This is a genomic window from Paraburkholderia graminis C4D1M (assembly GCF_000172415.1).
GTDB classification, from domain to species: Bacteria; Pseudomonadota; Gammaproteobacteria; order Burkholderiales; family Burkholderiaceae; genus Paraburkholderia; species Paraburkholderia graminis.
The window spans coordinates 218,761-241,476 of the sequence record NZ_ABLD01000003.1; the positions used below are offsets into that span (position 1 = coordinate 218,761).

Consider the following 22,716-nt stretch of genomic DNA (forward strand, 5'->3'; position numbering starts at 1 on the left):
AACATCAAGAAATGACTCAATCCCATCAAGCTACCCTGCTGGTCGAACTGCTGACCGAGGAACTGCCGCCCAAGGCGCTCGCCCGTCTCGGCGACGCTTTTGCCGAAGGCATCGCGGAACGCCTCGCCGGGCGCGATCTGATCGAAGGCCAACTGTCGTTCGAACGTTACGCGACGCCGCGCCGCCTCGCGGTCACGGTGAAAAACGTGCGCACGGTCGCGCCGGAAAAACACGTTCGCGAAAAAGTGCTGCCGGTTTCCGTCGCGCTCGATAAAGACGGCCAGCCCACCGCGCCGCTCGCGAAGAAACTGGCCGCGCTCGGCTTCCCCGATTTTTCCATCAGCGACCTCGAACGCGCGCAAGACGGCAAGGCCGAAGCCTTCTTCCTGCGCTATGCCGCGCCGGGTGCGACGCTCGCGGAAGGCTTGCAAGCCGCGCTCGACGAAACGCTCAGCAAGCTGCCCATTCCGAAGGTGATGACGTATCAGCGTCCCGACGGCTCGAACGTGCAGTTCGTGCGTCCGGCGCATCGCCTGACCGCGCTGCATGGCGACCAGGTGGTGCCGGTCAGTGCGCTCGGCATCGACGCCGACGACACTACGCTCGGCCATCGCTTCCTGTCCGAAGGTTTCGTGCAGATCCAGCACGCCGATTCCTACGCGGACACGCTGATGCACAAAGGCCGCGTGGTCCCGAACTTCGCTGATCGCAAGGAAACGATCCGCACGCATCTGCTCGCGCACGCTGACGGCGACCAGGTCGTGATGCCCGAATCGCTGCTCGATGAAGTGACGTCGCTGGTCGAATGGCCGGTGGTCTACGCATGCCGTTTCGAGGACGAGTTCCTGCAAGTGCCGCAGGAATGTCTGATCCTCACGATGCAGACGAATCAGAAATACTTCGCGCTGACCGATGCAAACGGCAAGCTGCGTTCGCGCTTCCTGATCGTGTCGAACATTGAAACGGCCACGCCGGGCGACATTATCGAAGGCAATGAACGTGTGGTGCGTCCGCGTCTTGCCGACGCGAAGTTCTTCTTCGAGCAGGACAAGAAGAAGCCGCTCGCCGATCGCGTGCCGTTGCTCGCGAACGTCGTGTATCACAACAAGCTCGGCTCGGCGCTGCAACGCATGGAGCGTGTCGAAGCGCTGGCCGGCGCGATCGCCGCGTTGATCGGCGCCGACGTCGCGCTCGCCAAACGTGCCGCGCGTCTCGCGAAGGCGGATTTGATCACCGACATGGTCGGCGAATTCCCCGAGCTGCAAGGCACGATGGGCACGTACTACGCGCGCCACGACGGCGAGCCGGAAGAAGTCGCGCTCGCGTGCTCGGAACACTATCAGCCGCGTTTTTCGGGCGACGCGTTGCCGGGCACAGCGACCGGTACGGTCGTCGCGCTCGCCGACAAGCTCGAAACGCTCGTCGGCATCTGGGGCATCGGCCTGCAACCCACCGGCGAAAAAGACCCGTTCGCGCTGCGCCGTCATGCGCTCGGCGTGCTGCGCATCCTGGTCGAAAAGCAACTGGCCGTGGACTTCGTCGAACTGCTGCGCACCGCTTACGCGCAGTTCGCCGCGGTGCCGAACGTCGCCGATTCGACGCAAGCCATTTACGACTTCAGCATGGATCGTCTGCGCGGTTTGCTGCGCGAACGCGGCCACGCGCCGGGCGAAATCGACGCGGTGCTCGCGCTCAATCCGACGCGCCTCGACGACATCGTCGCGCGTCTCGATGCCGTGCGAGAATTTGCGGCGTTGCCCGAAGCGGCATCGCTCGCGGCAGCCAACAAGCGCATCTCGAACATTCTGAAGAAGTCGGAAAACGCTAGCGCGAGCGGCGGCGTGCAGCCAGCGTTGTTAGTGGAAGCGGCGGAAAAAGCGCTGCATGCACAGCTCGAACAGGTTGCGCCGCGCGTGCAGTCGCAACTCGCCGCACGCGACTACACGGGCGCGCTGACTGCGCTCGCCGCACTGCGCGAACCGGTCGACACTTTCTTTAACGACGTGATGGTCAACGCGGAAGATCCGTCGCTGCGTGCAAACCGCCTGGCCCTGCTCGGCGCGCTGCATCAGCAGATGAATTGCGTCGCGGACATTTCCCGGCTCGCCGCCTGAGCCGCACGCCATGCCGACCAAGAAAGTAGTCATTCTCGACCGCGACGGCGTGATCAACGTCGATTCCGACGCGTTCATCAAGTCGCCGGACGAGTGGGTCGCGCTGCCGGGCTCGCTCGAAGCCATCGCGCGTCTGAGCCAGGCGGGCTATCGCGTGGCGATCGCGACGAACCAGTCGGGCATCGGCCGTGGTCTGTTCGACATGAACGCGCTCAACGCGATGCATCTGAAGATGCATCGCATGGCGGCTTCGGTCGGCGGGCGTATCGACGCTGTGTTCTTCTGCCCGCACACGGCGGAAGATCACTGCGAATGCCGCAAGCCGAAAGCCGGCATGCTGAAGATGATCAACGAGCGTTTCGAGGTCGCCCCCGAGAACACGCCGGTAGTCGGCGACGCGATGCGCGATCTGCAAGCGGGCGCGTCGCTCGGCCATCCGGTTCATCTGGTGCTGACTGGCAAGGGCCGCAAAACGCTCGCGGCCGGCGGACTGCCGGAAGGCACCACGGTCCACGACGATCTGCGCGCGTTCGTGCTCGACTTCCTCGCCGACGCTCAAGAGTGACGCGCACGTCGCGCGTCCCCAACCCTCACAGACCACGCCGATGCGCTTCATTCGTTCCTTGCTGCTGCTGATCTACTTCGTCGTATTCACGGTGCCCTACGCGACCGCGTGCTTCATCGCGTTTCCGTTCATGCGCGCCGACAAGCGCTACTGGATGGCAGCGGGCTGGTGCCGTGTCACGGTCATCGTCGCTCGCTGGCTGACCGGCATCCGCTACACGCTCGAAGGCATGGAGAACCTGCCCAACGGTCCGGCCGTGCTGCTGTCGAAGCATCAATCGGCATGGGAGACGCTCGCGTTTCCCGCATTGATGCCGCGGCCGCTGTGCTATGTGTTCAAGCGCGAGCTGCTGTACGTGCCGTTTTTCGGCTGGGCGCTCGGTCTCCTGAAGATGGTTCACATCGACCGCAAGGAAGGCAAGTACGCGTTCGAGTCGGTCATCCGGCAAGGCAAGGCGCGCATGGCGGAAGGCGCATGGGTCATCATGTTTCCGGAAGGCACGCGCACGCCGACCGGCAAGCAGGGCAAGTACAAGACCGGCGGCGCGCGCTTCGCGATCGCCACCGGCGCGCCCGTCGTGCCGATCGCGCACAACGCCGGACGCGTGTGGCCTCGCAACTCGTTTCTCAAATATGCGGGTATAGTCACAGTGTCAATCGGCAAGCCGATCGACACCACGGGGCTCACGCCCGATGAAGTGAACACGCGCGTCGAACAGTGGATCGAAGCTGAAATGCGTCGCATCGATCCCACTGCGTATCGCGCGGCGGATAGCAGTTCCGCCGCCGCACCAATCTGACGCGCCCACGCCCTCGAAGGCGTACTTGCGCGAAGCCGAATCCGATGCAGAAGTCTCCTACGCCGCAGCCCGCCGCGGCGCTCGATAACCGGCAACTCGATCTCCCGCTCTTCGCCGAGCCGGGTTCGACGTCGTCGTCTCCTTCGCCGTCCGCACCTACCGCGACGCCTCACGGGCAGCAGCCCGCTGTCCCGCTTGCACCCGACGGCAGCAAGCTGCGCAAACTGGTGATCGGCTCACGCACGCTGCATTACGCGCTCAAGCGTTCGGCGCGCCGCTCGATTGGCTTTGCCATCGACAGCACCGGCCTCACGATCACGGCGCCGCGCTGGGTCACGCTCGCCGATATCGAAACCGCGATCACCGAGAAGCAGCGCTGGATTTTCACGAAGCTGATCGAATGGCAAACGCGCGTCGAACAGCGCGCGTTGCCGAAGGTCGACTGGAAAGACGGTGCGCAAGTGCCCTATCTCGGTCAGCCGGTACATGTGAGGCTCGGCTCGCCGCAAGGCACGCTCGCGTTCAGCGCGGAAGATTCCGCGCTGCAAGTGCCGCTGCCTTTGCAAGCCGATCCGCAGCAGATCAAGGACCGCGTGCAAGGCTGGTTGCAGGGCGAAGCGAAGCGTGTGTTCGGCGAGCGCCTTGCAATTTACGCGGAGAAGCTGGGCGTCAACTATCGCGCGTACGCGCTTTCGTCAGCGGCCACGCGCTGGGGCAGTTGTTCGAGCGACGGCAAGATTCGCCTGAACTGGCGGCTGATTCACTTCCCGCTTTCGATTATCGATTACGTGGTTGCGCACGAACTCGCGCATCTGCGCGAAATGAACCACAGCCCGCGCTTCTGGCAAACGGTCGAATCGATCTTCCCGGAATTCCGCGAAGCGCGGCAGACGCTCAAGTCGCATCCGCCTGAATTGCTGCCGACGCTTTAAGGCCCGTGGCTCGCGTTACTTCTTCTTCTGGATGAATTCGATCTTGTAGCCGTCCGGATCGGTCACGAATGCGATCACGGTCGTGCCGTGTTTCATCGGGCCCGCTTCACGCACGACCGTGCCGCCTTGCGCCTTGATTTTTTCGCAGGCGGCGTAGGCGTCTTCCACTTCCACGGCGAGATGGCCGAAACCGTTGCCGAGGTCATAGGACGGCGTGTCCCAGTTATGCGTCAATTCGATGACGGTGCCGTCGCGCTCATCCGTGTAGCCGACGAACGCCAGCGTGAACTTGCCATCCGGATAATCGTCGCGGCGCAGTAACTTCATGCCGAGCAGTTCGGTGTAAAACGCGATCGAACGGTCCAGGTCGCCGACCCGGAGCATGGTGTGAAGCAGGCGCATCGTGTACTCCCTGTTGCTTTGACGTCGAGACCGTCAATGTACCCGGAATCGCCCGCCGTTGCAGCGGACGCAATGCTCGCAATCGACGTGTGAAACGCGCTTCGCAACGCTTCAGAACTGATGCCGCAGCCCCGCCATCAAGCCGATTTGCGAGCCTTTCTGCGCGAGGCCCACGGCATTCACGCCCTGCAATTGCGCGCCGATCAGGTCGCCGCGATACAGCGAATAATCGCCTTCGACGTAGACGTCCGTGCGCTTCGACAGGTTGTAGTCGGCGACGAGCTGGTATTGCCACGCCGAGCCGTCTTTCGCGGGAGTTTTGCCGTCCTGCAAGGTCCGCCAGACATTCGCCGCCACATGCCACGCGTTGCCGATCTGCTGCGTGATGCCGCCCATGAACATGCGCCGTCGCGAGAAGTCGGTGTACTTGAGCGCGGTCAGCGAGGCGGCGGAAAACGGTCCGTTGGCGAACGTGGAGAAACCGGCGTCGGCCCGATTGACGATATAGCCGAGCGAAAAGCGCGTCTTGTCCCACGTGTACGAGCCGCCGAATGTCCACGCTTTCGCCGACGCGCCGTTGACCGAGTCTTTCGACTCCTCATACGCGCCGCCGACGGTGAACGGTCCTCCCGCCGGCGCATAGGCCGCCGCCGCGCCGATCTGGCTGCCGTACGAGTTGCCGGCATTGCCGCCGAACGCGTAGCCCGCTGCAAAGGTGAGTCCGTTGTACTTCGCCTGATACTGCACCTGGTTGCTGGTCCAGATGCCGCCCGTCATCGTCACTTCGGGCTGAAAGCTGAAATCGTACGGAATCCACGGATTGCTGCCGTAGCCGCCTACCGTGATGCCTTCAATCATCACGTTGTACTGACGGCCGAAAATCACCTGGCCGTAGGAAGTGGACCGCACACCGATCTGCGCTTCGTTGAAGAACGGCAAGGTCGGGTCGCTCTGCCCGCTGTTGATGTAGATGCGGTTCTCGAGCTTGAAGAAGGTCGACCAGCCGCCGCCCAGATCCTCGACGCCCTTGAGCCCCCAGCGGCTTTGCGTCATGCCGCCGGTGCCGAGTCCGAGCGACGAATCGCCGGCCTTGTTGGCATGCGTCAGATAGCGCACGCTCTCGTCGACCACGCCGTACAGCGTCACGCTCGATTGGGCGTGCGCGGCCGGACAGCCGAGCGACATCAACGTGACAACGGCCGCGCCTCTGCTGAGGGTCATCATGTCGTTTCCTCGTATCGGCTCCGCTTTGCGCGGATAGAGTTTGACTGCTGACGCGGCGCAGCGTCCGCGAGGTCGGCTTCCTACAGAAGCCCGGAATCGGCGACACAGTGCGCACTAACGTACTGACAGGCAGTGCTCACGGCGCTGTCGTCGAACCTTAGCGCGAAATAACGACGGTAAGAAATAGGTGTTGCGCGAGGTGTTGCGCGGGCGTTGCGCAAAATCAGCAAAAGGACTTGCGAGTTATAGGAAGCACGCGTAGGCGGTGGGGGCATCGGCCGGGCGGGCCGGCGGGTTTGATATGGTACGTGCTGCGCCGTTCAACCGTCTTGCCTTCCTCTCACGACATCGCCCATGAGCACCACCGCCCTGCCCGCGCGCCGCGCCCCCGATGGCTTCGCCGTCCTGCTGATGGTCGGCTTGTGCGCGATCTGGGGCTTCCAGCAAGTCGCCATCAAAAGCACCAACGCCGCGTTGCCGCCGCTATTTCAGGCAGGCTTGCGCTCGACCATCGCGGCGTTGCTCGTGTGGGGCTGGGCTCGCTCGCGCGGCACGCCGCTCTTTCGCGACGACGGCACGCTCGCCGCAGGTCTGCTGGCGGGCGTCCTGTTCGCCGCCGAATTCGTGTGCATCTTCCTCGGGCTGACGCTGACCAGCGCGTCGCGCATGGCGGTCTTTCTGTACACCGCGCCGTGCTTTACGGCGCTCGGGCTGCATTGGTTCGTCGACGGCGAGCGGATGCGGCGCATCCAATGGATCGGCATTGTCGTCGCGTTCGCGGGCATCGCGCTGGCTTTCGCGGATGGCTTCCTGCATGGCGCCACGGCGAGCGGCTCGTCACTGGCCGCGGTGGCCGGCGACGCGCTCGGCGTGCTGGCAGGCGTCGCGTGGGCCGCGACGACCGTCGTGGTGCGCGCCACGCGGCTCGCGCAGTCGAGCGCGAGCAAGACGCTCTTCTATCAACTGACTGTGTCGGCCGTGGTCCTGCTCGTGATGGCGCTGGCGCTCGGCGAGGCGCATGTCGACACGGTCACGCCGCTCGCGGTCGCGAGCCTCGCGTATCAGGCGGTGGTAGTCGCGTTCGTCAGCTATCTGGTGTGGTTCTGGCTGCTCACGCGCTATGTCGCGTCGCGGCTGTCGGTGTTCTCGTTTCTGACGCCGCTCTTTGGCGTGACCTTCGGCGTGCTGCTGCTCGGCGAGTCGTTCAGCTTGCGTTTTCTGATGGCCGCGGCGGTCGTGCTGACCGGTATCGCGCTCGTCAATGCGCCGGGGAAACGGGCGGGAGCGTAGCGCGCACTATCCGCTATACGCTCGCTATATGCCGGCTATAAAAGCGGCGAGGCGTCCGTCGCAAAGCCAGGCCGCCACTGAGCCGCGTATCAGGCCCTGGCCGCCACGATCTGCGCGACGCGCACATATTCGGCGACCGGCACATCTTCGGCGCGGCGTTGCAGGTCGAAGCCGATCGCCTCGAAGTCGACGCGATCGCGGAACGCAGCCAGCGTGTTGCGCAGCATCTTGCGCCGCTGCGAGAAGGCAGCGGTGACCACCTCGCCGAGCACGCGCTCGTCCACGGGCGTGAGTTCGTGCGGCGCATATGGAATCATTCGCACGATCGCGGAATCGACTTTCGGCGGCGGCTGGAACGCCTCGGGCGGCACGTCGAGCTGCTTGTCGATCACATAGCGATATTGCAGCATCACCGAAAGACGGCTGAACGCCTTCGTGCCCGGCTCGGCCACCATCCGCTCCACCACCTCGTTTTGCAGCATGAAGTGCTGATCGATCACGCGAGGCGCGAACGACACGAGATGAAACAGCAGCGGGCTCGAAATGTTGTACGGCAGATTGCCAACAATGCGCAGCGACGGCGCGTCGCCAGGCGCGGCCAGCGAGCCGAAGTCGAACGCGAGCGCATCGCCCGCATGCAGTTCGAGCAGCTCGCCGAACTTGTTCTTCAGACGCCCGATCAGATCGCGGTCCAGCTCGACGGCATGCAGCGGCGCCTCGGGCGTGGCGAGACGCTCGATCAGCGGCTCGGTCAGCGCGCCGAGTCCCGGCCCGATTTCGACCATGCGCTCGCCGCGTTGCGGCCGGATCACGTCGACGATCGAATCGATCACGCCCATGTCGACCAGAAAGTTCTGCCCGAAACGCTTGCGCGCGATATGACCTTGGTGGCGGCCCTGCTGCTGTCTGCTGGTGGACATCGAAGAAACGCTAAAGAAAGAACACTGCTTGAAAAGAGACGACGCGCGAGGCTGCCGCGGCAGCGTTGAATCAGCCCGCGCGGCGATGTTGCGCCATGGACACCGCTGTGTCGATGGCGGCGATCAGGCTGCCCGCGTCGGCGCGGCCGGTGCCGGCCAGATCGAGCGCGGTGCCGTGATCGACCGACGTGCGGATAATCGGCAAGCCGAGCGTGATGTTGATGCCTTCGCCGAACGTCGCGTACTTCAGTACCGGCAAGCCCTGATCGTGGAACATGGCGAGCACGCAGTCGGCTTCGTCCAGATAACGCGGCTGAAACAGCGTGTCGGCAGGATAAGGACCGCGCGCGTCGATGCCTTCACCGTTCGCGAGTTTCAGCGCGGGCGAGATCACGTCGATTTCCTCGCGCCCGAGATAGCCGTTTTCGCCTGCATGCGGATTGAGCCCGGTCACGAGAATGCGCGGCGCGGGCAAGCCGAAGTGATGCCGCAAGTCGTGATCGACAATGCGCAACGTCTCGACGAGACCTTGCTGCGTCAACGCGGCGGAAACGTCTTTCAGCGGCAGATGCGTGGTCGCGAGCGCGACCCGCAACGGACGCTTGCCGGTGCCCGCCAGCATCATCACCACGCGCGGCGTGTGCGTGCGCTCGGCGAGATATTCGGTATGGCCGGTAAAGGGCACGCCGGCGTCGTTAATCGTGCTCTTTTGCAGCGGCGCGGTGACGATCGCATCGAAGGTGCCGGCCATTGCGCCGTCGATTGCGCTGTCCAGCAGATCGAGCACGTAGCGCCCATTGGCCGCGTTCAGTTTGCCCGCGACCGCCGGCGCGCCGAGCGGCCGATGCTGCACGCTAATGCGCCCCGCCCGCGCGGCGAGCGCGCTCCAGTCGACACCCACTGCGCGCGCGCGTTCGGCGAGCAGCGCCGAATCGCCCAGCACCGTGAACTGTGCGCCGGGCCAATGCGCCGCCGCGCCCGCGAGCGCCTGCGCCGTCAGTTCGGGACCGACGCCGGCCGGCTCGCCGGTCGTGATCGCGATCTGCAACGGCAAGCTGGCGGACTGGGCGGCGGTGTTCATGACGATTACCGAATGCTCGACAGATCAGGCTTGACTTCGACGTACGCAGTATCGCGCAGTTCGCGCAGCCAGTCGGCGTAAGCCTGTTCGGCCTTGCGCTGACCGATCGCCTGGCGCGCAAGATCCATTTGCTGTGCAATCGAGCCTTGCGCTTCGCGGCGCTCCAGCACCTGAATCAGGTGATAGCCGTATTCGCTGCGCACCGGGTCGCTGATCTGGCCGTCCTGCAGCGAGTTCATCGCGCGCTCGAATTCGGGCACCGTCTCGCCGGGGCTGATCCAGCCCAGGTCGCCGCCTTGCGACGACGAACCGTCTTGCGAATAGGTGCTGGCGAACTTCGAGAAGTCGCCGCCCGCGGCGATTTCCTTCCTGATTTCGAGCAGCTTCTGACGCGCTTGCGGCTCCGACATGCCGTCGCCGACGCGCAGCAGAATGTGGCGCACATGCGTTTGCACGAGCTTGGGCGCATCCGAACTCGTGCCCTGACCGGCGCGGCGATCGACGAGACGCACGACCTCGAAGCCGTCGCTGGTGCGGATCACTTCCGGATTAACCTGGCCCGGACGCAGTGCCGACGCCGCCTTGACGAACTCCGGCGGCAGCTTCGACGGCGCCGCGTAGCCCATGTCGCCGCCCTTCGACGCATCCGGCGCCTGCGAATTCGACTTCGCGAGCTTTTCGAAGTTGGCGCCGCCCTTCGCTTCGGCGAGCAATGCCTCGGCCTTCTTCTGAGCCGCCTCGATATCGGGTTGCGGCGCGTTCAGCGGCGCCTTCAGCAGAATGTGCTCCAGGTGCAGGTCGCTCGTCGCGCCCGCGTTCGGGCCGCGCTGACTTGCGATGTAGTTCGCGACTTCCGCGTCCGACACCGTGACCTTGCTGTCTACTTCCTTCTCACGCAGACGCGAGAGCGTCAGTTCGGTACGCGCGTCGCTCGTGAACGTGGTCCAGGGCACGCCTTGCGCCTCGATACGCGCGCGGTAGACGTCGAGCGAGAGGTTGTTCGCCTGCGCGAGCCGCTCCAGCGTTTTCTGCACGGCTGCGTCGTCGATATTGATGCCGTCTTCCTTCGCCTTCTGCAACTGGATGCGTTCCAGCACCATCTGGTTGAGCACCTGCTGACGCAACTGGTCGGCCGGCGGGATCGGCGCGTTTTGCTGGTTCAGGCGGCGCGTGATGAGGCTCACGCGTTCTTCGAGTTCACGCCGCGTGATGACACCGTTGTTGACCACTGCGGCGATCGTGTCGACCGTCTGGCCGCGGTTGCCGGCAAGCGCCTGCGCGTGCACCGGCGCCACCGACAGGAAAGACGCCACGGCGGCGAGACCTGCCGCGAGCGTTGCCAAGCGAAGCTTTTTCATGATTGCCACAGATACTCCAATGATGTCGGGCACGCCTGGCCCGTCTTTTCGCATTCGATGAACGACCGGGCGAGCGTCATTCGTAATTGATGAACCGCGACTCCGGCGGCGGCGGTGGCGGCAGCGGCGTATAGCCCGCCACGCTGCTGCGGAACGCGGCAATCAGCCCGTTGTCGACGCTCGACAAGCCCTTGAACGTCAACTGCGCGAGAAAGCGCGTGCTCGACTGGTGCTGCCCCGACGTATTCAGCCCGTTTGCGTAGCGCTGAAGACCCGCGCCGAGCGTCCAGCAATCGGCGTCGTACTGCAGACCAACGAGTCCGTCGACGATGCGATGTCCGCCCAGATCGTAATTGAAGCGCCCGACACCGAACACCCGATGCGCCAGCGGCCATTGCCCCGACACCAGCACCTGGTTGATAGGCTCGTTGTCGAGCGTGGTGTTCGCGCGCGTGTACCGATACGCGACGTTGAGCACCTTGCCGGTTGCCGGACTGAATCCGAAGCCGACGCTCGTCTTGACCAGCTGGTTGTTGTCGGCATTATATTGGAACGCAGTTTCCGACGCGAAACCGGCCCCGAGCTTGAGCGACGCGCCCACGATCAGGTCGGAATGGGTGGCCTGCGTGCTCGTCTGCGTCGGCGTCAGCGTGACGCGCTGATCGCGGAAATAGTACTGCTGCGCGATCACGAAGCGCGCGCGTTCGTCGCCCGTTGCCGGGTTGATGAAGCGCGTGGTGAGGGCCGCGGTCAGGCGGTTTGCATCCGCGATACGGTCGTTGCCGACGAACGTGTTCGGCGTGAAGATTTCGGCGAGCCCGAAGTCGGATTCCGCAGTATCGAAGAGCGGCGCTGACTGCTGGTTGCGATACGGCGTGTACACGTAGTACAGGCGCGGTTCCAGCGTCTGGATGTAATCCTCGCCGAAGAGCCGGACCGAGCGGTCGAAAATCAGACCGGTGTCGAACGTCAGCGTGGGGATCGATTCGGTGAAATTCTTCGGCGTGCCGGCGGGCACGTCGTTGCTGATGTTGTTCAGGTTGTACGACGCGAAGTGCCACTGCACCTTCGGCGTGACGAAATAACCCGGCCCCACCACGGAGTACGAAATATACGGGTTGAACATCACCCGTTGACCCTGGGTCATGTCCGCGGTCGTGATGCGGAAATTCGTGTAGTCCGCTTCGGCGCCGAAGTCGAAGCCGCCCACGTTGTACTTCGCGTACCTCACGTTCAACTGCGGCTCGCGGCCATACGGCGCGACCGACGGCGTGAGCGTCTGCCAATGCTGCTCGCGCGCGAGCACGGACCACGGGCCGTTGTTGTAGGTCAACCCGGCTTCCTGCTGATACAGGAGCTGGGTGCCGTTCATGAACTGATTCGACGACGACGACAGGTCTTCCGGATACGTATTGTCCGAAACCTTGTTGTAGTAGATGTAGCCGCCGAACCCGTTGCCGAAGTTCTGGTTGTGCTGGATATACAGCGCGTAGCGGTTGGTCTTCGTCAGCCGGTCGTTCGGCAGGTACTCGCCGGTAATCGAGCCAGAATACGTGGGCGACAGATAGCGGAAGGTGCTTTGCAACTGCACGCCGCGCTTCGAAATGATCCGCGGCGTGACCGTCAGATCGCGATTCGGCGCGATGTTGAAGTAATACGGCACCGACAGTTCGAAACCGTTCGTCGAACTGAGCGAGAAGGTGGGCGGCAAGATACCGCTGCGCCGCTCGCCCGACAGCGGAAACGACAGCCACGGCGACGCGAACACCGGCACGCCCTGGAAAAACAGCACGCTGTTGTAGGCCACGCCTTCGTCGGCACCGGTATCGAAATCGAACTCGCTGCCCTTGATGTACCACGCCGGATTATCCGCGCACGCGCAGGCCGTGTAGGTGCCCTTCGTGAACACCGAGCGCTCGTTGTCGAGCAGATCGACGCGCTCCGCGCTGCCCGAACCGCCCGTCACGTTGAAGTGATACTTGGGCGCGGTCATGAAGCCTTCGCTCGAATCCACGCGCATGTGCGCCTCGGGCCCCGCGAAGGTTGTACCGTTGTTGCTGATGTGAACCTGGCCGTATGCGTCGGCCATGTCCGAGTCCTGATCGTAATGCAGCGCGTCGGACTTGATGACGACCGTACCGCGGCGCACTTCGGCCGCGCCCTTGACGGCCATGTCCTGGTCCGTCGTGCCGTTGGTCGAATCGCCGAGCACGAACGTGGCCGGCTTCTGTCCCGGCTGCAGCACATGGTCTTCGAGTTGCGGAGCGAGTTGCATGCCCCACGGTGGATCGATTGGCTGCGGCTGCGCCGCCTCACCGACCAATTGGGCGTGAGCAAGCGCGGGCACGAGGCCCGGTACGGCGATCAACGCCGCGACGAGCCGCCTTTTGCGCGGCATCGCGGCACAAGAGGGATTCGTTTGGGAAAGCTGTCTAGGCGGCATGTATCGTTTGGCGAATCGGCCCGTCCGTCAGCTTTTGCAGTCACGATCCACCGCCTGCACACCACGACCGTGACAGTCGGCTGCACACAATATTTACAATCTCCGAACGGTGAGGCGGGCGGTAAAGCGGAATACGCGAAAGCTGGCGTGAGTCGCGTCAAAAAAGTCGTGGGGTATTATATGGCAAGACGTTGTCCCTCTGAATTTGCCGCCGGTTTTCATGACGCTGCCCCCTTCCCAAGACTTCACACACCATCCCGCCGACAGCCGCCTCGAACTGCTCAAGGCCTGGCTGCAAGGCCACGCGGCCCGTTATGCACTCGACATCAGCACGCTCGCGCCCGCTTCGTCCGACGCGAGCTTTCGCCGCTATTTCCGGCTCGCCGGTAAGGCGGCGGAAGGCGAAAACGCCGGCACGCTGATCGCGGTCGACGCGCCGCCGCCCGAAAAATGCCGCGAGTTCGTGCAGGTCGCGCAGTTGCTCGAAGCGGCCAACGTGCATGTGCCGCGCATCCTCGAAGTGGATTTCGACGCGGGCTTGATGCTCGTCACCGATCTCGGCACCGCGTCGTACCTCGGCGCGCTCACGGCCGCGCAAAACGATAACGATCCGCGCCGCGCACGCACGCTGATGCGCGACGCGCTCGACGCGCTGATCCGCTGGCAACTGACATCGCGCGAAGACGTGCTGCCGCCGTTCGACGAAGCGTTCCTGCGCCGCGAGATGGAGCTGATGCCGGAGTGGTTCATCGGCAGGCACCTGGGGCGCGAGGTCGACGACAATACGCGCGGCCTGCTCGACCGCACGTTCGCGCTGCTGATCGCGAGCGCGCGGGCGCAGCCGCAAGTGTTCATGCTGCGCGATTTCATGCCGCGCAATCTGATGGTGTGCGCAGCGCCAGGCGCGGCCGGCGAAGCAAGCCGCGCGGCCAACCCCGGCGTGCTCGACTTCCAGGACGCGGTATACGGCCCGATCACTTACGACGTCGCGTCCTTGTTGCGCGACGCCTTCCTCAGTTGGGACGAGGAGTTCGAGCTCGATTGCTTCGTGTACTACTGGGAACGCGCGAAGAAAGCCGGCCTGCCCGTCGATCCCGATTTCGGCGAGTTCTATCGGCAGATCGAATGGATGGGTCTGCAACGGCATATCAAGGTGCTGGGTCTCTTCTGCCGCATCAATTACCGCGACAGCAAGGCGCATTACATGAACGACTTGCCGCGCTTCATCGGCTATGCGCGCAAGGTGGCCGAACGTTATGCGCCGCTGCGTCAGTTCGGCAAGCTGCTCGACGATCTCGAAGGCCGCGCGAATGAAATCGGCTACACGTTCTGAACAATCACAATGCCTCTGAAGAAAGCGATGATTTTCGCCGCGGGCCGCGGCGAGCGCATGCGTCCGTTGACCGACGCGTGTCCGAAGCCTCTACTCGAAGCGGGCGGCAAGCCGCTGATTGTCTGGCAGATCGAACGGCTCGCGCGCGCGGGCTTTGAAACCATCGTGATCAATCACGCGTGGCTCGGCGAGCAGATCGAAGCCGCGCTCGGCGACGGTTCGCGCTGGCACGTCGAGCTGCGCTATTCGCCGGAGCGTGAAGCACTCGAGACGGCGGGCGGCATCGTGCAGGCGCTGGCGCTGATCGAAGATAACGATGCAAGCGACGTGTTCGTCGCGGTGAGCGGCGACGTGTACGCGGACTTCGATTACAGCAGGTTGAGCGCGCGCGCCGACGCATTGAAGGCTTTGCCCGAGCCGGGCATGCATCTCGTCATGGTGCCGAATCCGCCGTTTCATCCGAACGGAGACTTTGCGCTCAAGGACGATGTGTTGTCGCTCGACGGCGCGCCGCGCTTCACGTTCGGCAATATCGGACTCTATGACACGCGCATGTTCCGCGATCTTCCGCGTGGCACGCGACGCGCGCTCACGCCGTATTACCGCGAAACGATCGCACGCGGTCTTGCGACCGGCGAGTTATACGAAGGCTTGTGGGAAAACGTCGGCACGCCGGCGCAGCTTCAGCAACTCGACGAGCGGTTGCGGTCGCGCTGAGTTGGCGTTCAACGCGCCGGCAGTTCCGCGCTGTCAGGCATCGCCGCAGCGCCGGCACTCTCCACCGCTTCCGACGTCTCAGCCGCGCGTTGCTGCTGCAACGCCCACATCTGCGCGAACAGGCCGTTTGCGCGCAACAGTTCGGCATGCGTGCCGCGCTCGACGATGCGCCCCTTGTCCATCACGATGATCTGCTGAGCGTGCACGACCGTCGACAGCCGGTGCGCGATGATCAGCGTCGTGCGTTCGCGCGCGATCTGATCGAGCTCGTGCTGGATCGCGCGTTCCGAACGTGAATCGAGCGCGGAGGTCGCCTCGTCGAACAGTAGAATCGGCGGATTCTTGAGGATGGTCCGCGCAATCGCGACGCGCTGCTTCTCGCCGCCCGAGAGCTTCAGGCCGCGCTCGCCGACCGGCGTGTCATAGCCTTTCGGCAGTCCTTCGATGAACTCGTGGATATGCGCCGCGCGCGCCGCCGCGATCACTTCGTCGCGCGTCGCCGACGGCCGTCCATAAGCGATGTTGTAGTAGATCGAATCGTTGAACAGCACCGTGTCCTGCGGCACCGTGCCGATCGACGCGCGCAGCGATGCCTGCGCGACGTCGCGAATATCCTGACCGTCGATGGTGATCGCGCCGCCCGTCGCGCGATCCAGATCGTAGAAGCGGAACATCAGCCGCGCGAGCGTCGACTTGCCCGAGCCGCTATGCCCGACCACCGCCGTCGTGGTGCCCGCCGCAATCGTGAAGCTCACATCGTGCAGAATCTGCCGCGCCGGCTCGTATGAAAAGTTGACGTGCTCGAAACGCACTTGCCCGCCGCTCACTCGCAGCGCGGGCGCGCCCGGCACATCGGGCACTTCCTGCGCGGCGCCGAGCAGCGTGAACATGCGGTCCATGTCGGTGAGACTTTGCTTCAGTTCGCGATACACGACGCCCAAGAAATTCAGCGGAATATAAAGCTGCAGCATGAACGTGTTGATCAGCACGAGATCGCCGAGCGTGAGGCGCCCGGCCATCACGCCTTCGGTCGCGCGCCACAGAATGAACACGAGCCCCGTGCCGATGATCGCCTGCTGCCCGAAGTTCAGCGCCGACAGCGAGCGCTGCGACTTGATCGCCGCGGTGCGATAGCGCTTCAGGTTCTCGTCGTAACGGCTCGCTTCCCACTCTTCATTGCCGAAGTATTTGACGGTTTCATAGTTAAGCAAGGAGTCGATCGCGCGCGAGTTCGCCTTCGAATCGAGCTCGTTCATCGTGCGGCGAAAATGCGTGCGCCACTCGGTTACCTTCACCGTGAAGACGATGTACACGGCCAGCGCCACGAACGTGACCGCGGCGTAATACGCCTCGTATTTGACGACGAAGAAGCCGAGCACGAGGCCGACTTCGACGAGCGTCGGCAGAATGCTGTACAGCGAATACGAAATGAGTTGCGTGATGCCGCGCGTGCCGCGTTCGATGTCGCGCGACATGCCGCCCGTTTGCCGCTCGAGATGAAAGCGCAACGACAGGCCATGCAGATGCCGGAACACCTTGAGCGCGAGTTGCCGCACGGCGCTTTCGGTGACTTTCGAAAAGAGGATTTCGCGCAACTCGGTGAAGAGCGACGTGGAGAGCCGCACCACCGCATAGGCGACCACCAGCAAGCCGACGCCGCCGAGCAGCACGATGCCCGGCGAATCGTGCGCGCGGCCAAGCGCCGTGAGATGCTGCACGGACGCGAGACTGTCGACGATCCGCTTCATCACGATCGGCACGCCGAGGTTCGCGATCTTCGCGCCGATCAGGCAGCTCAGCGCGAACGCGACACGCCATTTGTACGTGGCGAGATACGGCAGCAGAGACAGGATCGTCTGCCAGTCGTTGCGCGGCTGGGTGGAAATCGGCGAGGGTTCGGACGGAAGCGAGCGGCGCATGGATTGGGCTGGGGAGATATGGAAATGCCGGAGTTCGCAGCGGCCGCGACCGCCACGCGCGCGCCGCCAACTGCCGGCGCACGGGGCCTGTCGCGACCCGACTGGGCGCTTTCCCGTACAATTCCTGATCGTTCTATTGTCGCAGAAGCCGGCTAGCGCCGCTTTTCATCGGCGAGACGGCTCGTTATGGCTGGACGTTGGGCGCGGCTCTGCTGTTTGGCAATGTCCGCGGCTTGCGTCGTGAGCCGCGCCGGCCAGGCGAATCAAACCAACACGCGTTTCCAGGGTAACTGATGACCGATATTCTCCAACTCCCGCAAAAGCCTTGCGCGCTGCGCGTCATGCCGCAGCCGGCCGACGCCAATATCCACGGCGACGTGTTCGGCGGCTGGATCATGGCGCAGGTGGACATTGCCGGCTCGATCCCGGCAAGCCGCCGCGCGAACGGGCGAGTCGCGACCATCGCGGTCAATTCGTTCCTCTTCAAGCAGCCGGTGTTCGTCGGCGATCTGCTGAGCTTTTATGCGGACATCGTGAAGACGGGCAATACGTCCATCACCGTTTCCGTCGAGGTCTACGCGCAACGTATGAGCCTCGCGGAAGACATCGTCAAAGTGACGGAGGCCACGCTGACCTACGTCGCCACCGACAGCGACCGCCGTCCGCGCGCACTGCCCGCGCTCGACTGAAACGCGCCGAATCCGCCCCAACGCGCCGAACCCGCCTGACCGCATCGCGGCGCTATTGATCCCCAAGCGCCGCATTCGCGCGCAGATATGCGTCGACCTGTCCTTCGATCCACTGCGCGAAATGCGCCTGCTGCGCAGTGAGCGTTTCGCGCTGCTGCCACACGAGCCAGTACGGATAGCGATAAGGCACGCGAACCCGCGTGATCTGCACCAGCTCGCCGCGCGCAAGCGCGTGCGCGACCAGGCTGCGCCGCTCGAGCGCAACGCCCTGGCCGAGCAATACCGCGCCGATCACGACGTTCGAATCGTTCGCGGACAACACCACGCGCGCGGCATCCGGTTGCGCGACCTTCGCGGCTTCGCACCAGTCGGCCCACGGCGCGTCGGGACTCGAAATCAGCGGACACGCGATCACCTCTTCGGCCGTGACCGGCAAGCGGCCACCTGGCGCGAGCGCGAAATGCGGCGCGGCGACCACGATCATTTCATCGTCGAATAGCTTTTGATGCGCGACGTCGGGCCAATGGCCCTGGCCCATGCGAATGCCGACATCGCTCGCACCGTGGCGCAAATCTTCAAGCTGCAAACTCGTCACGAGACGAACGCGGTAATACGGATGCGCGTCGCGAAAGTCCGGCAGACGCGGCACGAGCCAATGCTGCGCGAACGACGGCAACGTTGCGATCACCAGTTCGCTGTCGTGCGGACGCGCGAGCACGCGGCGCGTGGCCTGCGTGATGTCGCGCAGCGCCGCGCGGATTTCGAGCGCGTAGAGACGGCCTTCGTCGGTTGGACGCAGACCGCGCGCCTCGCGTACGAAAAGCGCGACGCCCATCGCCTCTTCGAGTACCTTGATCTGCTGGCTCACCGCCGAATGCGTGACGTGCAACTCGCGGGCCGCCTGCGTGACGCCGCCGAGGCGCGCGACGGCCTCGAAGCAGCGCAGAGCGGTCAGGGGCGGAATGCGTTTCATGTAAGAGATTCTGACGTAAACCGTCGAATAATTTCGCTTTTTCTGCCACGCCCGGATGCTTAATCTATTGCGGTGAAGCGCGCCGCATGGACGCGGCGGGATGCGGCGACACGCAACGAGCGCCGCGACCCCACGGCGCATGATGATAGAACGTCTAACGGGACAGACATGAAACTGATCGGAATGCTCGACTCGCCTTACGTGCGCCGGGTCGCTATCTGCATGAAGATGCTCGGGCTCGAGTTCGAGCATGCGCCCATCTCGGTGTTCAGCACCTACGACCAGTTCGCGGCCATCAACCCGGTCGTCAAGGCGCCGACGCTCGTCGCCGACAACGGCAAGACGGTGATGGACTCGACGGTGATCCTGCAATATCTCGCGTCGCTGGCCGGTCCGAAGCAGCGGCTATTTCCGTCGCATCCGGACGACTGCCTGCGCGCCGCGCGCCTCACCGGCCTCTCGCTCGCCGCGTGCGACAAGAGCGTGCAGATCGTCTACGAACGCAACCTGCGGCCGGCCGACAAGCAGCATGAACCGTGGATGGACCGTGTGCGTGCGCAAGTGCTCGCCGCCTACGCCGAGCTCGAACAGGAAGCCGCGGCGGCACCCTTGCCGACCGAGGCCGAGCGCTTCGGCGCGGCGGAAGTCACGGTCGCGGTCGCGTGGAATTTCACGCAGATGATGCTGCCGCAGATCGTCAGCGCGAGCGCGCATCCGCATTTGCAGGCGTTTTCGGCGGCGGCGGAACAGTTGCCGGTTTTCGTGAGTACGCCAGCGGTGTGAGCGCGAGGCGCAGGCGTTAGCCAGGCTTCAGGCCATCGCCGGCTCGTGCGCGGTGCCGCCTTTCATCAGCTCGGAGATCGCATCGGTCGACAAAGGCTTCGCGAAGTAGAAGCCTTGCATCTCGTCGCACGCGCGCTCCTTCAGAAAGTCGAGTTGCGCCGAGGTCTCGACGCCTTCGGCGATCACTTGCAGCTTCAACGAATGCGCGAGTGCGATGATCGCCGAAGTAATGGTCTCGTCGTCGCCCGAGATGCCGATGTCGGACACGAACGAGCGGTCGATCTTCAGCCGGTCCACCGGAAAGCGCTTCAGATAGCTGAGGCTCGAATAGCCGGTGCCGAAGTCGTCGATTGCGAGGCCGATGCCCAGCGCGCTCAGTTCGTTGAGCATCGACACGGCTTCTTCGGCATTGCGCATGATCGCGCTTTCGGTCAGTTCCAGTTCCAGATATCGCGGCTCGAGCCCGGTTTCGTCGAGCACCTGCATCACGAGCTTGGCAATGTCGCGCTGCTGGAACACGCGCGCCGACAGGTTCACGGAAACGCGCGCCGGCGGCAAGCCGAGGTCTTGCCACGCCTTGTTTTGACGGCACGCTTCGCGCAGCACCCATTCCGACAGCGGGCCGATCAGCCCGCTTTCTTCGGCAACGGGAATGAACGACGACGGCGGCACGAGCCCGACTTCGGGATCGCGCCAGCGCACCAGCGCCTCGGTGCCGACAATCCGCCCGGTGTGAATATCGACTTGCGGCTGATAGTGCAGCAAGAACTGGTTGTCGCGCAGCGCGCGCCGCAGACGCCGCTCCAGGTTAAGGCGCGCGCCCGCGCTCGCGTTCATCTCGGGCTGATAGAACTGGAACGTGTTGCGGCCCATGTCCTTCGCGCGATACATCGCGAGATCGGCCTTTTTCATCAGCGTTTCGGCGTCGTCGCCGTCTTGCGGGAACAGGCTCGCGCCCAGGCTGCAGCCCACGTACAGTTCCGTTCCGTCGAGCCACACCGGCTCCGAGATCGACGCGCGCACGCGCTCCATCCACGCAATCAGCGATTGTTCGTCGACGGTATCGGTCATCACGACCACGAACTCGTCGCCGCCGTGACGCGCGACCGTATTGCTCGTGCGTGTGCAGCGCGCGAGCCGCTCCGCGACGACACCGAGCAGCCGGTCGCCGACGCTGTGGCCCAGGCTGTCGTTGACGTTCTTGAAGCCGTCGAGATCCATGAACACGACCGCGACGCCCTTGTGCTGCCGCTGCGCGACGATCAACGCATGCTGCAAGCGGTCGCGCAACAGGTTGCGATTCGGCAGGCGCGTGAGGCTGTCATAGTTGGCCTGATATTCGAGCTGTTCCTGATAGCGCATCAAGTCGGTGACATCGTTGATCACGCCGATGTGATGCGTGATGATGCCTTCGGCATCCGGCACCGGCGCGATGAAGAGCTGATTCCAGAACAGCGCGCCGTCCTTGCGATAGTTGCGCACCACCGCGCTCACTTCGCGATTCGCGGCGAGCGCCTCGCGGATCAGCGCGACGCCTTCCTGCTCGCGATCGTCGCGTTGCAGCACGCGGCAATCATGGCCGATCACCTCGGCGGGATCGTAGCCCGTGATCCGCATGAAGGCCGGGTTCACGTATTCGATCAGATTGCCCGCCGGCGAAGGCGCCGTGATCAGAATCGCGTTGACGCTCGCATCGAGCGCGCGGCTTTGCAGACGCAGCGCGAGGTCGGCGCGCTTGCGCTCGGTGATGTCCGTGTACGAACCCAGCACGCCGATCACGCGGCCGTCGCCGTCGGTGAACGGCAGCTTGCTCGTGACCGTCGTGCGGTGCACGCCGTCTATCACCACGTCGACTTCGAAGTTCATCTTCGGCACGCCCGTGCCGACCACTTCCCTGTCGTGCGCGTTCAGCAATTCGGCGAACGCCCGCCACGGCATGTCGGCGTCGCTCTTGCCGACCACCTGCTCGGGATACGACAGACCCGCGTCGCGCGCGAACGCCATGTTGCAGCCGAGATAGCGCGACTCCAGGTCTTTCCAGAAAATGCGCTGCGGGATGTTGTCGATCACCGCTTCGAGCATCTGGTTCGAGCGCTGCGCCTCGGCTTCGGCGTTGATCTGCTCGGTGACGTCGTCGGCGAGAACGAAGAACGCGGCACGGCCCATGAAGTTCAGCGCGTGATAGGAGATGTCCGCGCTGATCACCGAGCCGTCCTTGCGCCGGTGATGCCAGATGCCCGCCATCGTGCGCCCGCGCTCGGCGCTGTCGGCGCGCTGCAAATGCGACTCGAGCCGCCCGATCTCGCTATTGGGCCGGATCGCGCGAATCGTCATGTCGAGAAACTCGCTCTCCGAATAGCCGTACTGCTTGATCGCGGCCGAATTGACGGCGAGAAAGCGCAGCGTCGCGCGCTCGAAGATATACATCGGCACCGGATGATCGTCGAACAGGCTGCGAAAGCGCTCGTCGTTGCGGCCGAGCGCGCGCACGCTGTGCAGCTTCTTGCGCGCGCTGCTTTCGCGTGCGCCGAAGGTGAAGATCAGGAGCGCCGCGCCCGCCAGCATCGTCGCGATCAGAAACAGCGCCGCGTGCCGCCGCTCCTTCGACGACGCCGCGAGCGACGCCTGCAACGCGCGGTTCTCGGCTGCCCGCAGCGCGGCGAGGCCCGCTTCGACACGCTGCAGCCCGAGCCCGGCATGCATGTACGACGCCGCCGTCCATGCGCGCGAGGCGGCCGGCTCGTCGGCGTCGCGCGTGAGCAGTGCATCGCCGATGTCGCGTTGCAGCGCGCGCCGGTCCGCGCCGACCTGGGCGAGCGTGGCGAGCATCGCGGGTTCGTCGGCCAGTTCGCCCTGCAACTTGCTTTCCAGACTCGCGAGCGTCGCGTTCATCGTCGCGGCCGCGTCGACGGGCGGCGGATCGCCCGCGGCCTCGAGGCGGCCGAGCGCGGCGAGGCCGCCGTCGAGCGCCGACTGGTAGGCGTCGAGGCTCTGGCGAACGTGCGTCGAATGCAGCATGCGCGCGTCGGCCTCACGCTGGCCGGCGATCTGCAAGCATGCGGCGAACACGTTTGCGCCGAGCGCGACGGCCACGACCGCTATGTTGATCAGCAGCCGCTTCGAGATGAAAGGAGTCATGGGTTCCGAACGTCGATCGTTCTTCGGGCGGGAGCG

The 22,716-nt window shown here is 64.3% G+C and carries 18 protein-coding genes; 9 read left to right on the top strand and 9 right to left on the bottom strand.

From position 1 onward, the window contains the following. The first annotated feature begins 11 nt into the window (after positions 1-11). From glyS to BGRAMDRAFT_RS06735, 4 genes are read left to right on the top strand one after another with little or no spacing between them, the layout of a single operon-like run. Positions 12-2,114 carry a glycine--tRNA ligase subunit beta gene (gene glyS / locus BGRAMDRAFT_RS06720; RefSeq protein ID WP_006047937.1) on the top strand — a complete coding sequence of 701 codons (2,103 nt, stop codon included), beginning with the start codon at positions 12-14 and terminating at the stop codon, positions 2,112-2,114. 10 nt (positions 2,115-2,124) lie between these two features. Further along, on the top strand, positions 2,125-2,679 hold the full coding sequence (gmhB, locus tag BGRAMDRAFT_RS06725; protein ID WP_006047938.1) for a D-glycero-beta-D-manno-heptose 1,7-bisphosphate 7-phosphatase: 555 nt from the start codon (positions 2,125-2,127) through the stop codon (positions 2,677-2,679). Positions 2,680-2,719: 40 nt separating this feature from the next. After that, positions 2,720-3,478, top strand: a complete 759-nt coding sequence (locus BGRAMDRAFT_RS06730) for a lysophospholipid acyltransferase family protein (RefSeq protein ID WP_006047939.1) — start codon at positions 2,720-2,722, stop codon at positions 3,476-3,478. A gap of 44 nt (positions 3,479-3,522) precedes the next feature. After that, a complete protein-coding gene (locus BGRAMDRAFT_RS06735; protein WP_006047940.1) occupies positions 3,523-4,410 on the top strand; it encodes a M48 family metallopeptidase in 888 nt (295 codons plus the stop codon). A 15-nt stretch (positions 4,411-4,425) separates the two neighbouring features. Here the strand turns inward: BGRAMDRAFT_RS06735 and gloA are convergent, their stop codons facing one another. Both gloA and BGRAMDRAFT_RS06745 read right to left on the bottom strand, forming a co-directional pair. Then, the gene (gene gloA, locus BGRAMDRAFT_RS06740) at positions 4,426-4,812 is read right to left on the bottom strand and encodes a lactoylglutathione lyase (RefSeq protein ID WP_006047941.1); all 387 of its coding nucleotides are present in this window, start codon (positions 4,810-4,812) and stop codon (positions 4,426-4,428) included. Positions 4,813-4,923: 111 nt separating this feature from the next. Beyond that, complete coding sequence (locus BGRAMDRAFT_RS06745) at positions 4,924-6,036, bottom strand: porin (protein WP_006047942.1); 1,113 nt, start codon at positions 6,034-6,036, stop codon at positions 4,924-4,926. A 354-nt stretch (positions 6,037-6,390) separates the two neighbouring features. On the opposite strand from BGRAMDRAFT_RS06745, the gene BGRAMDRAFT_RS06750 reads away from it, so the two are divergent. Further along, on the top strand, positions 6,391-7,326 hold the full coding sequence (locus BGRAMDRAFT_RS06750; protein WP_006047943.1) for a DMT family transporter: 936 nt from the start codon (positions 6,391-6,393) through the stop codon (positions 7,324-7,326). An 89-nt stretch (positions 7,327-7,415) separates the two neighbouring features. Here BGRAMDRAFT_RS06750 and rsmA read toward each other — a convergent pair whose 3' ends face one another. From rsmA to BGRAMDRAFT_RS06770, 4 genes are all read right to left on the bottom strand, one after another. Beyond that, positions 7,416-8,246 (bottom strand): 16S rRNA (adenine(1518)-N(6)/adenine(1519)-N(6))-dimethyltransferase RsmA, encoded by an 831-nt coding sequence (gene rsmA, locus BGRAMDRAFT_RS06755; RefSeq protein ID WP_006047944.1) that lies wholly within the window; start codon positions 8,244-8,246, stop codon positions 7,416-7,418. Between the two features lie 70 nt (positions 8,247-8,316). Beyond that, a complete protein-coding gene (pdxA, locus tag BGRAMDRAFT_RS06760; RefSeq protein ID WP_006047945.1) occupies positions 8,317-9,327 on the bottom strand; it encodes a 4-hydroxythreonine-4-phosphate dehydrogenase PdxA in 1,011 nt (336 codons plus the stop codon). Between the two features lie 5 nt (positions 9,328-9,332). Next, positions 9,333-10,694, bottom strand: coding sequence for a peptidylprolyl isomerase (locus BGRAMDRAFT_RS06765; protein WP_006047946.1), 1,362 nt, complete (start codon positions 10,692-10,694; stop codon positions 9,333-9,335). A 67-nt stretch (positions 10,695-10,761) separates the two neighbouring features. Beyond that, positions 10,762-13,128 (bottom strand): LPS-assembly protein LptD, encoded by a 2,367-nt coding sequence (locus BGRAMDRAFT_RS06770; protein WP_029970463.1) that lies wholly within the window; start codon positions 13,126-13,128, stop codon positions 10,762-10,764. Between the two features lie 220 nt (positions 13,129-13,348). Between BGRAMDRAFT_RS06770 and BGRAMDRAFT_RS06775 the strand changes: the two genes are divergently transcribed. Beyond that, complete coding sequence (locus BGRAMDRAFT_RS06775; RefSeq protein ID WP_006047948.1) at positions 13,349-14,461, top strand: aminoglycoside phosphotransferase family protein; 1,113 nt, start codon at positions 13,349-13,351, stop codon at positions 14,459-14,461. Between the two features lie 9 nt (positions 14,462-14,470). Continuing rightward, on the top strand, positions 14,471-15,178 hold the full coding sequence (gene murU, locus BGRAMDRAFT_RS06780; protein WP_006047949.1) for an N-acetylmuramate alpha-1-phosphate uridylyltransferase MurU: 708 nt from the start codon (positions 14,471-14,473) through the stop codon (positions 15,176-15,178). An 8-nt stretch (positions 15,179-15,186) separates the two neighbouring features. On the opposite strand, the gene BGRAMDRAFT_RS06785 is transcribed toward murU, so the two are convergent. Next, on the bottom strand, positions 15,187-17,097 hold the full coding sequence (locus BGRAMDRAFT_RS06785; protein ID WP_006047950.1) for an ABCB family ABC transporter ATP-binding protein/permease: 1,911 nt from the start codon (positions 17,095-17,097) through the stop codon (positions 15,187-15,189). A gap of 293 nt (positions 17,098-17,390) precedes the next feature. On the opposite strand from BGRAMDRAFT_RS06785, the gene BGRAMDRAFT_RS06790 reads away from it, so the two are divergent. Then, positions 17,391-17,786, top strand: a complete 396-nt coding sequence (locus BGRAMDRAFT_RS06790; RefSeq protein ID WP_006047951.1) for an acyl-CoA thioesterase — start codon at positions 17,391-17,393, stop codon at positions 17,784-17,786. Between the two features lie 52 nt (positions 17,787-17,838). Here BGRAMDRAFT_RS06790 and BGRAMDRAFT_RS06795 read toward each other — a convergent pair whose 3' ends face one another. After that, positions 17,839-18,759, bottom strand: a complete 921-nt coding sequence (locus BGRAMDRAFT_RS06795) for a LysR substrate-binding domain-containing protein (RefSeq protein ID WP_006047952.1) — start codon at positions 18,757-18,759, stop codon at positions 17,839-17,841. 168 nt (positions 18,760-18,927) lie between these two features. On the opposite strand from BGRAMDRAFT_RS06795, the gene BGRAMDRAFT_RS06800 reads away from it, so the two are divergent. Further along, a complete protein-coding gene (locus tag BGRAMDRAFT_RS06800; protein ID WP_006047953.1) occupies positions 18,928-19,542 on the top strand; it encodes a glutathione S-transferase in 615 nt (204 codons plus the stop codon). Positions 19,543-19,569: 27 nt separating this feature from the next. On the opposite strand, the gene BGRAMDRAFT_RS06805 is transcribed toward BGRAMDRAFT_RS06800, so the two are convergent. Next, positions 19,570-22,680 carry a sensor domain-containing protein gene (locus BGRAMDRAFT_RS06805; RefSeq protein ID WP_006047954.1) on the bottom strand — a complete coding sequence of 1,037 codons (3,111 nt, stop codon included), beginning with the start codon at positions 22,678-22,680 and terminating at the stop codon, positions 19,570-19,572. Positions 22,681-22,716 lie beyond the last annotated feature (36 nt).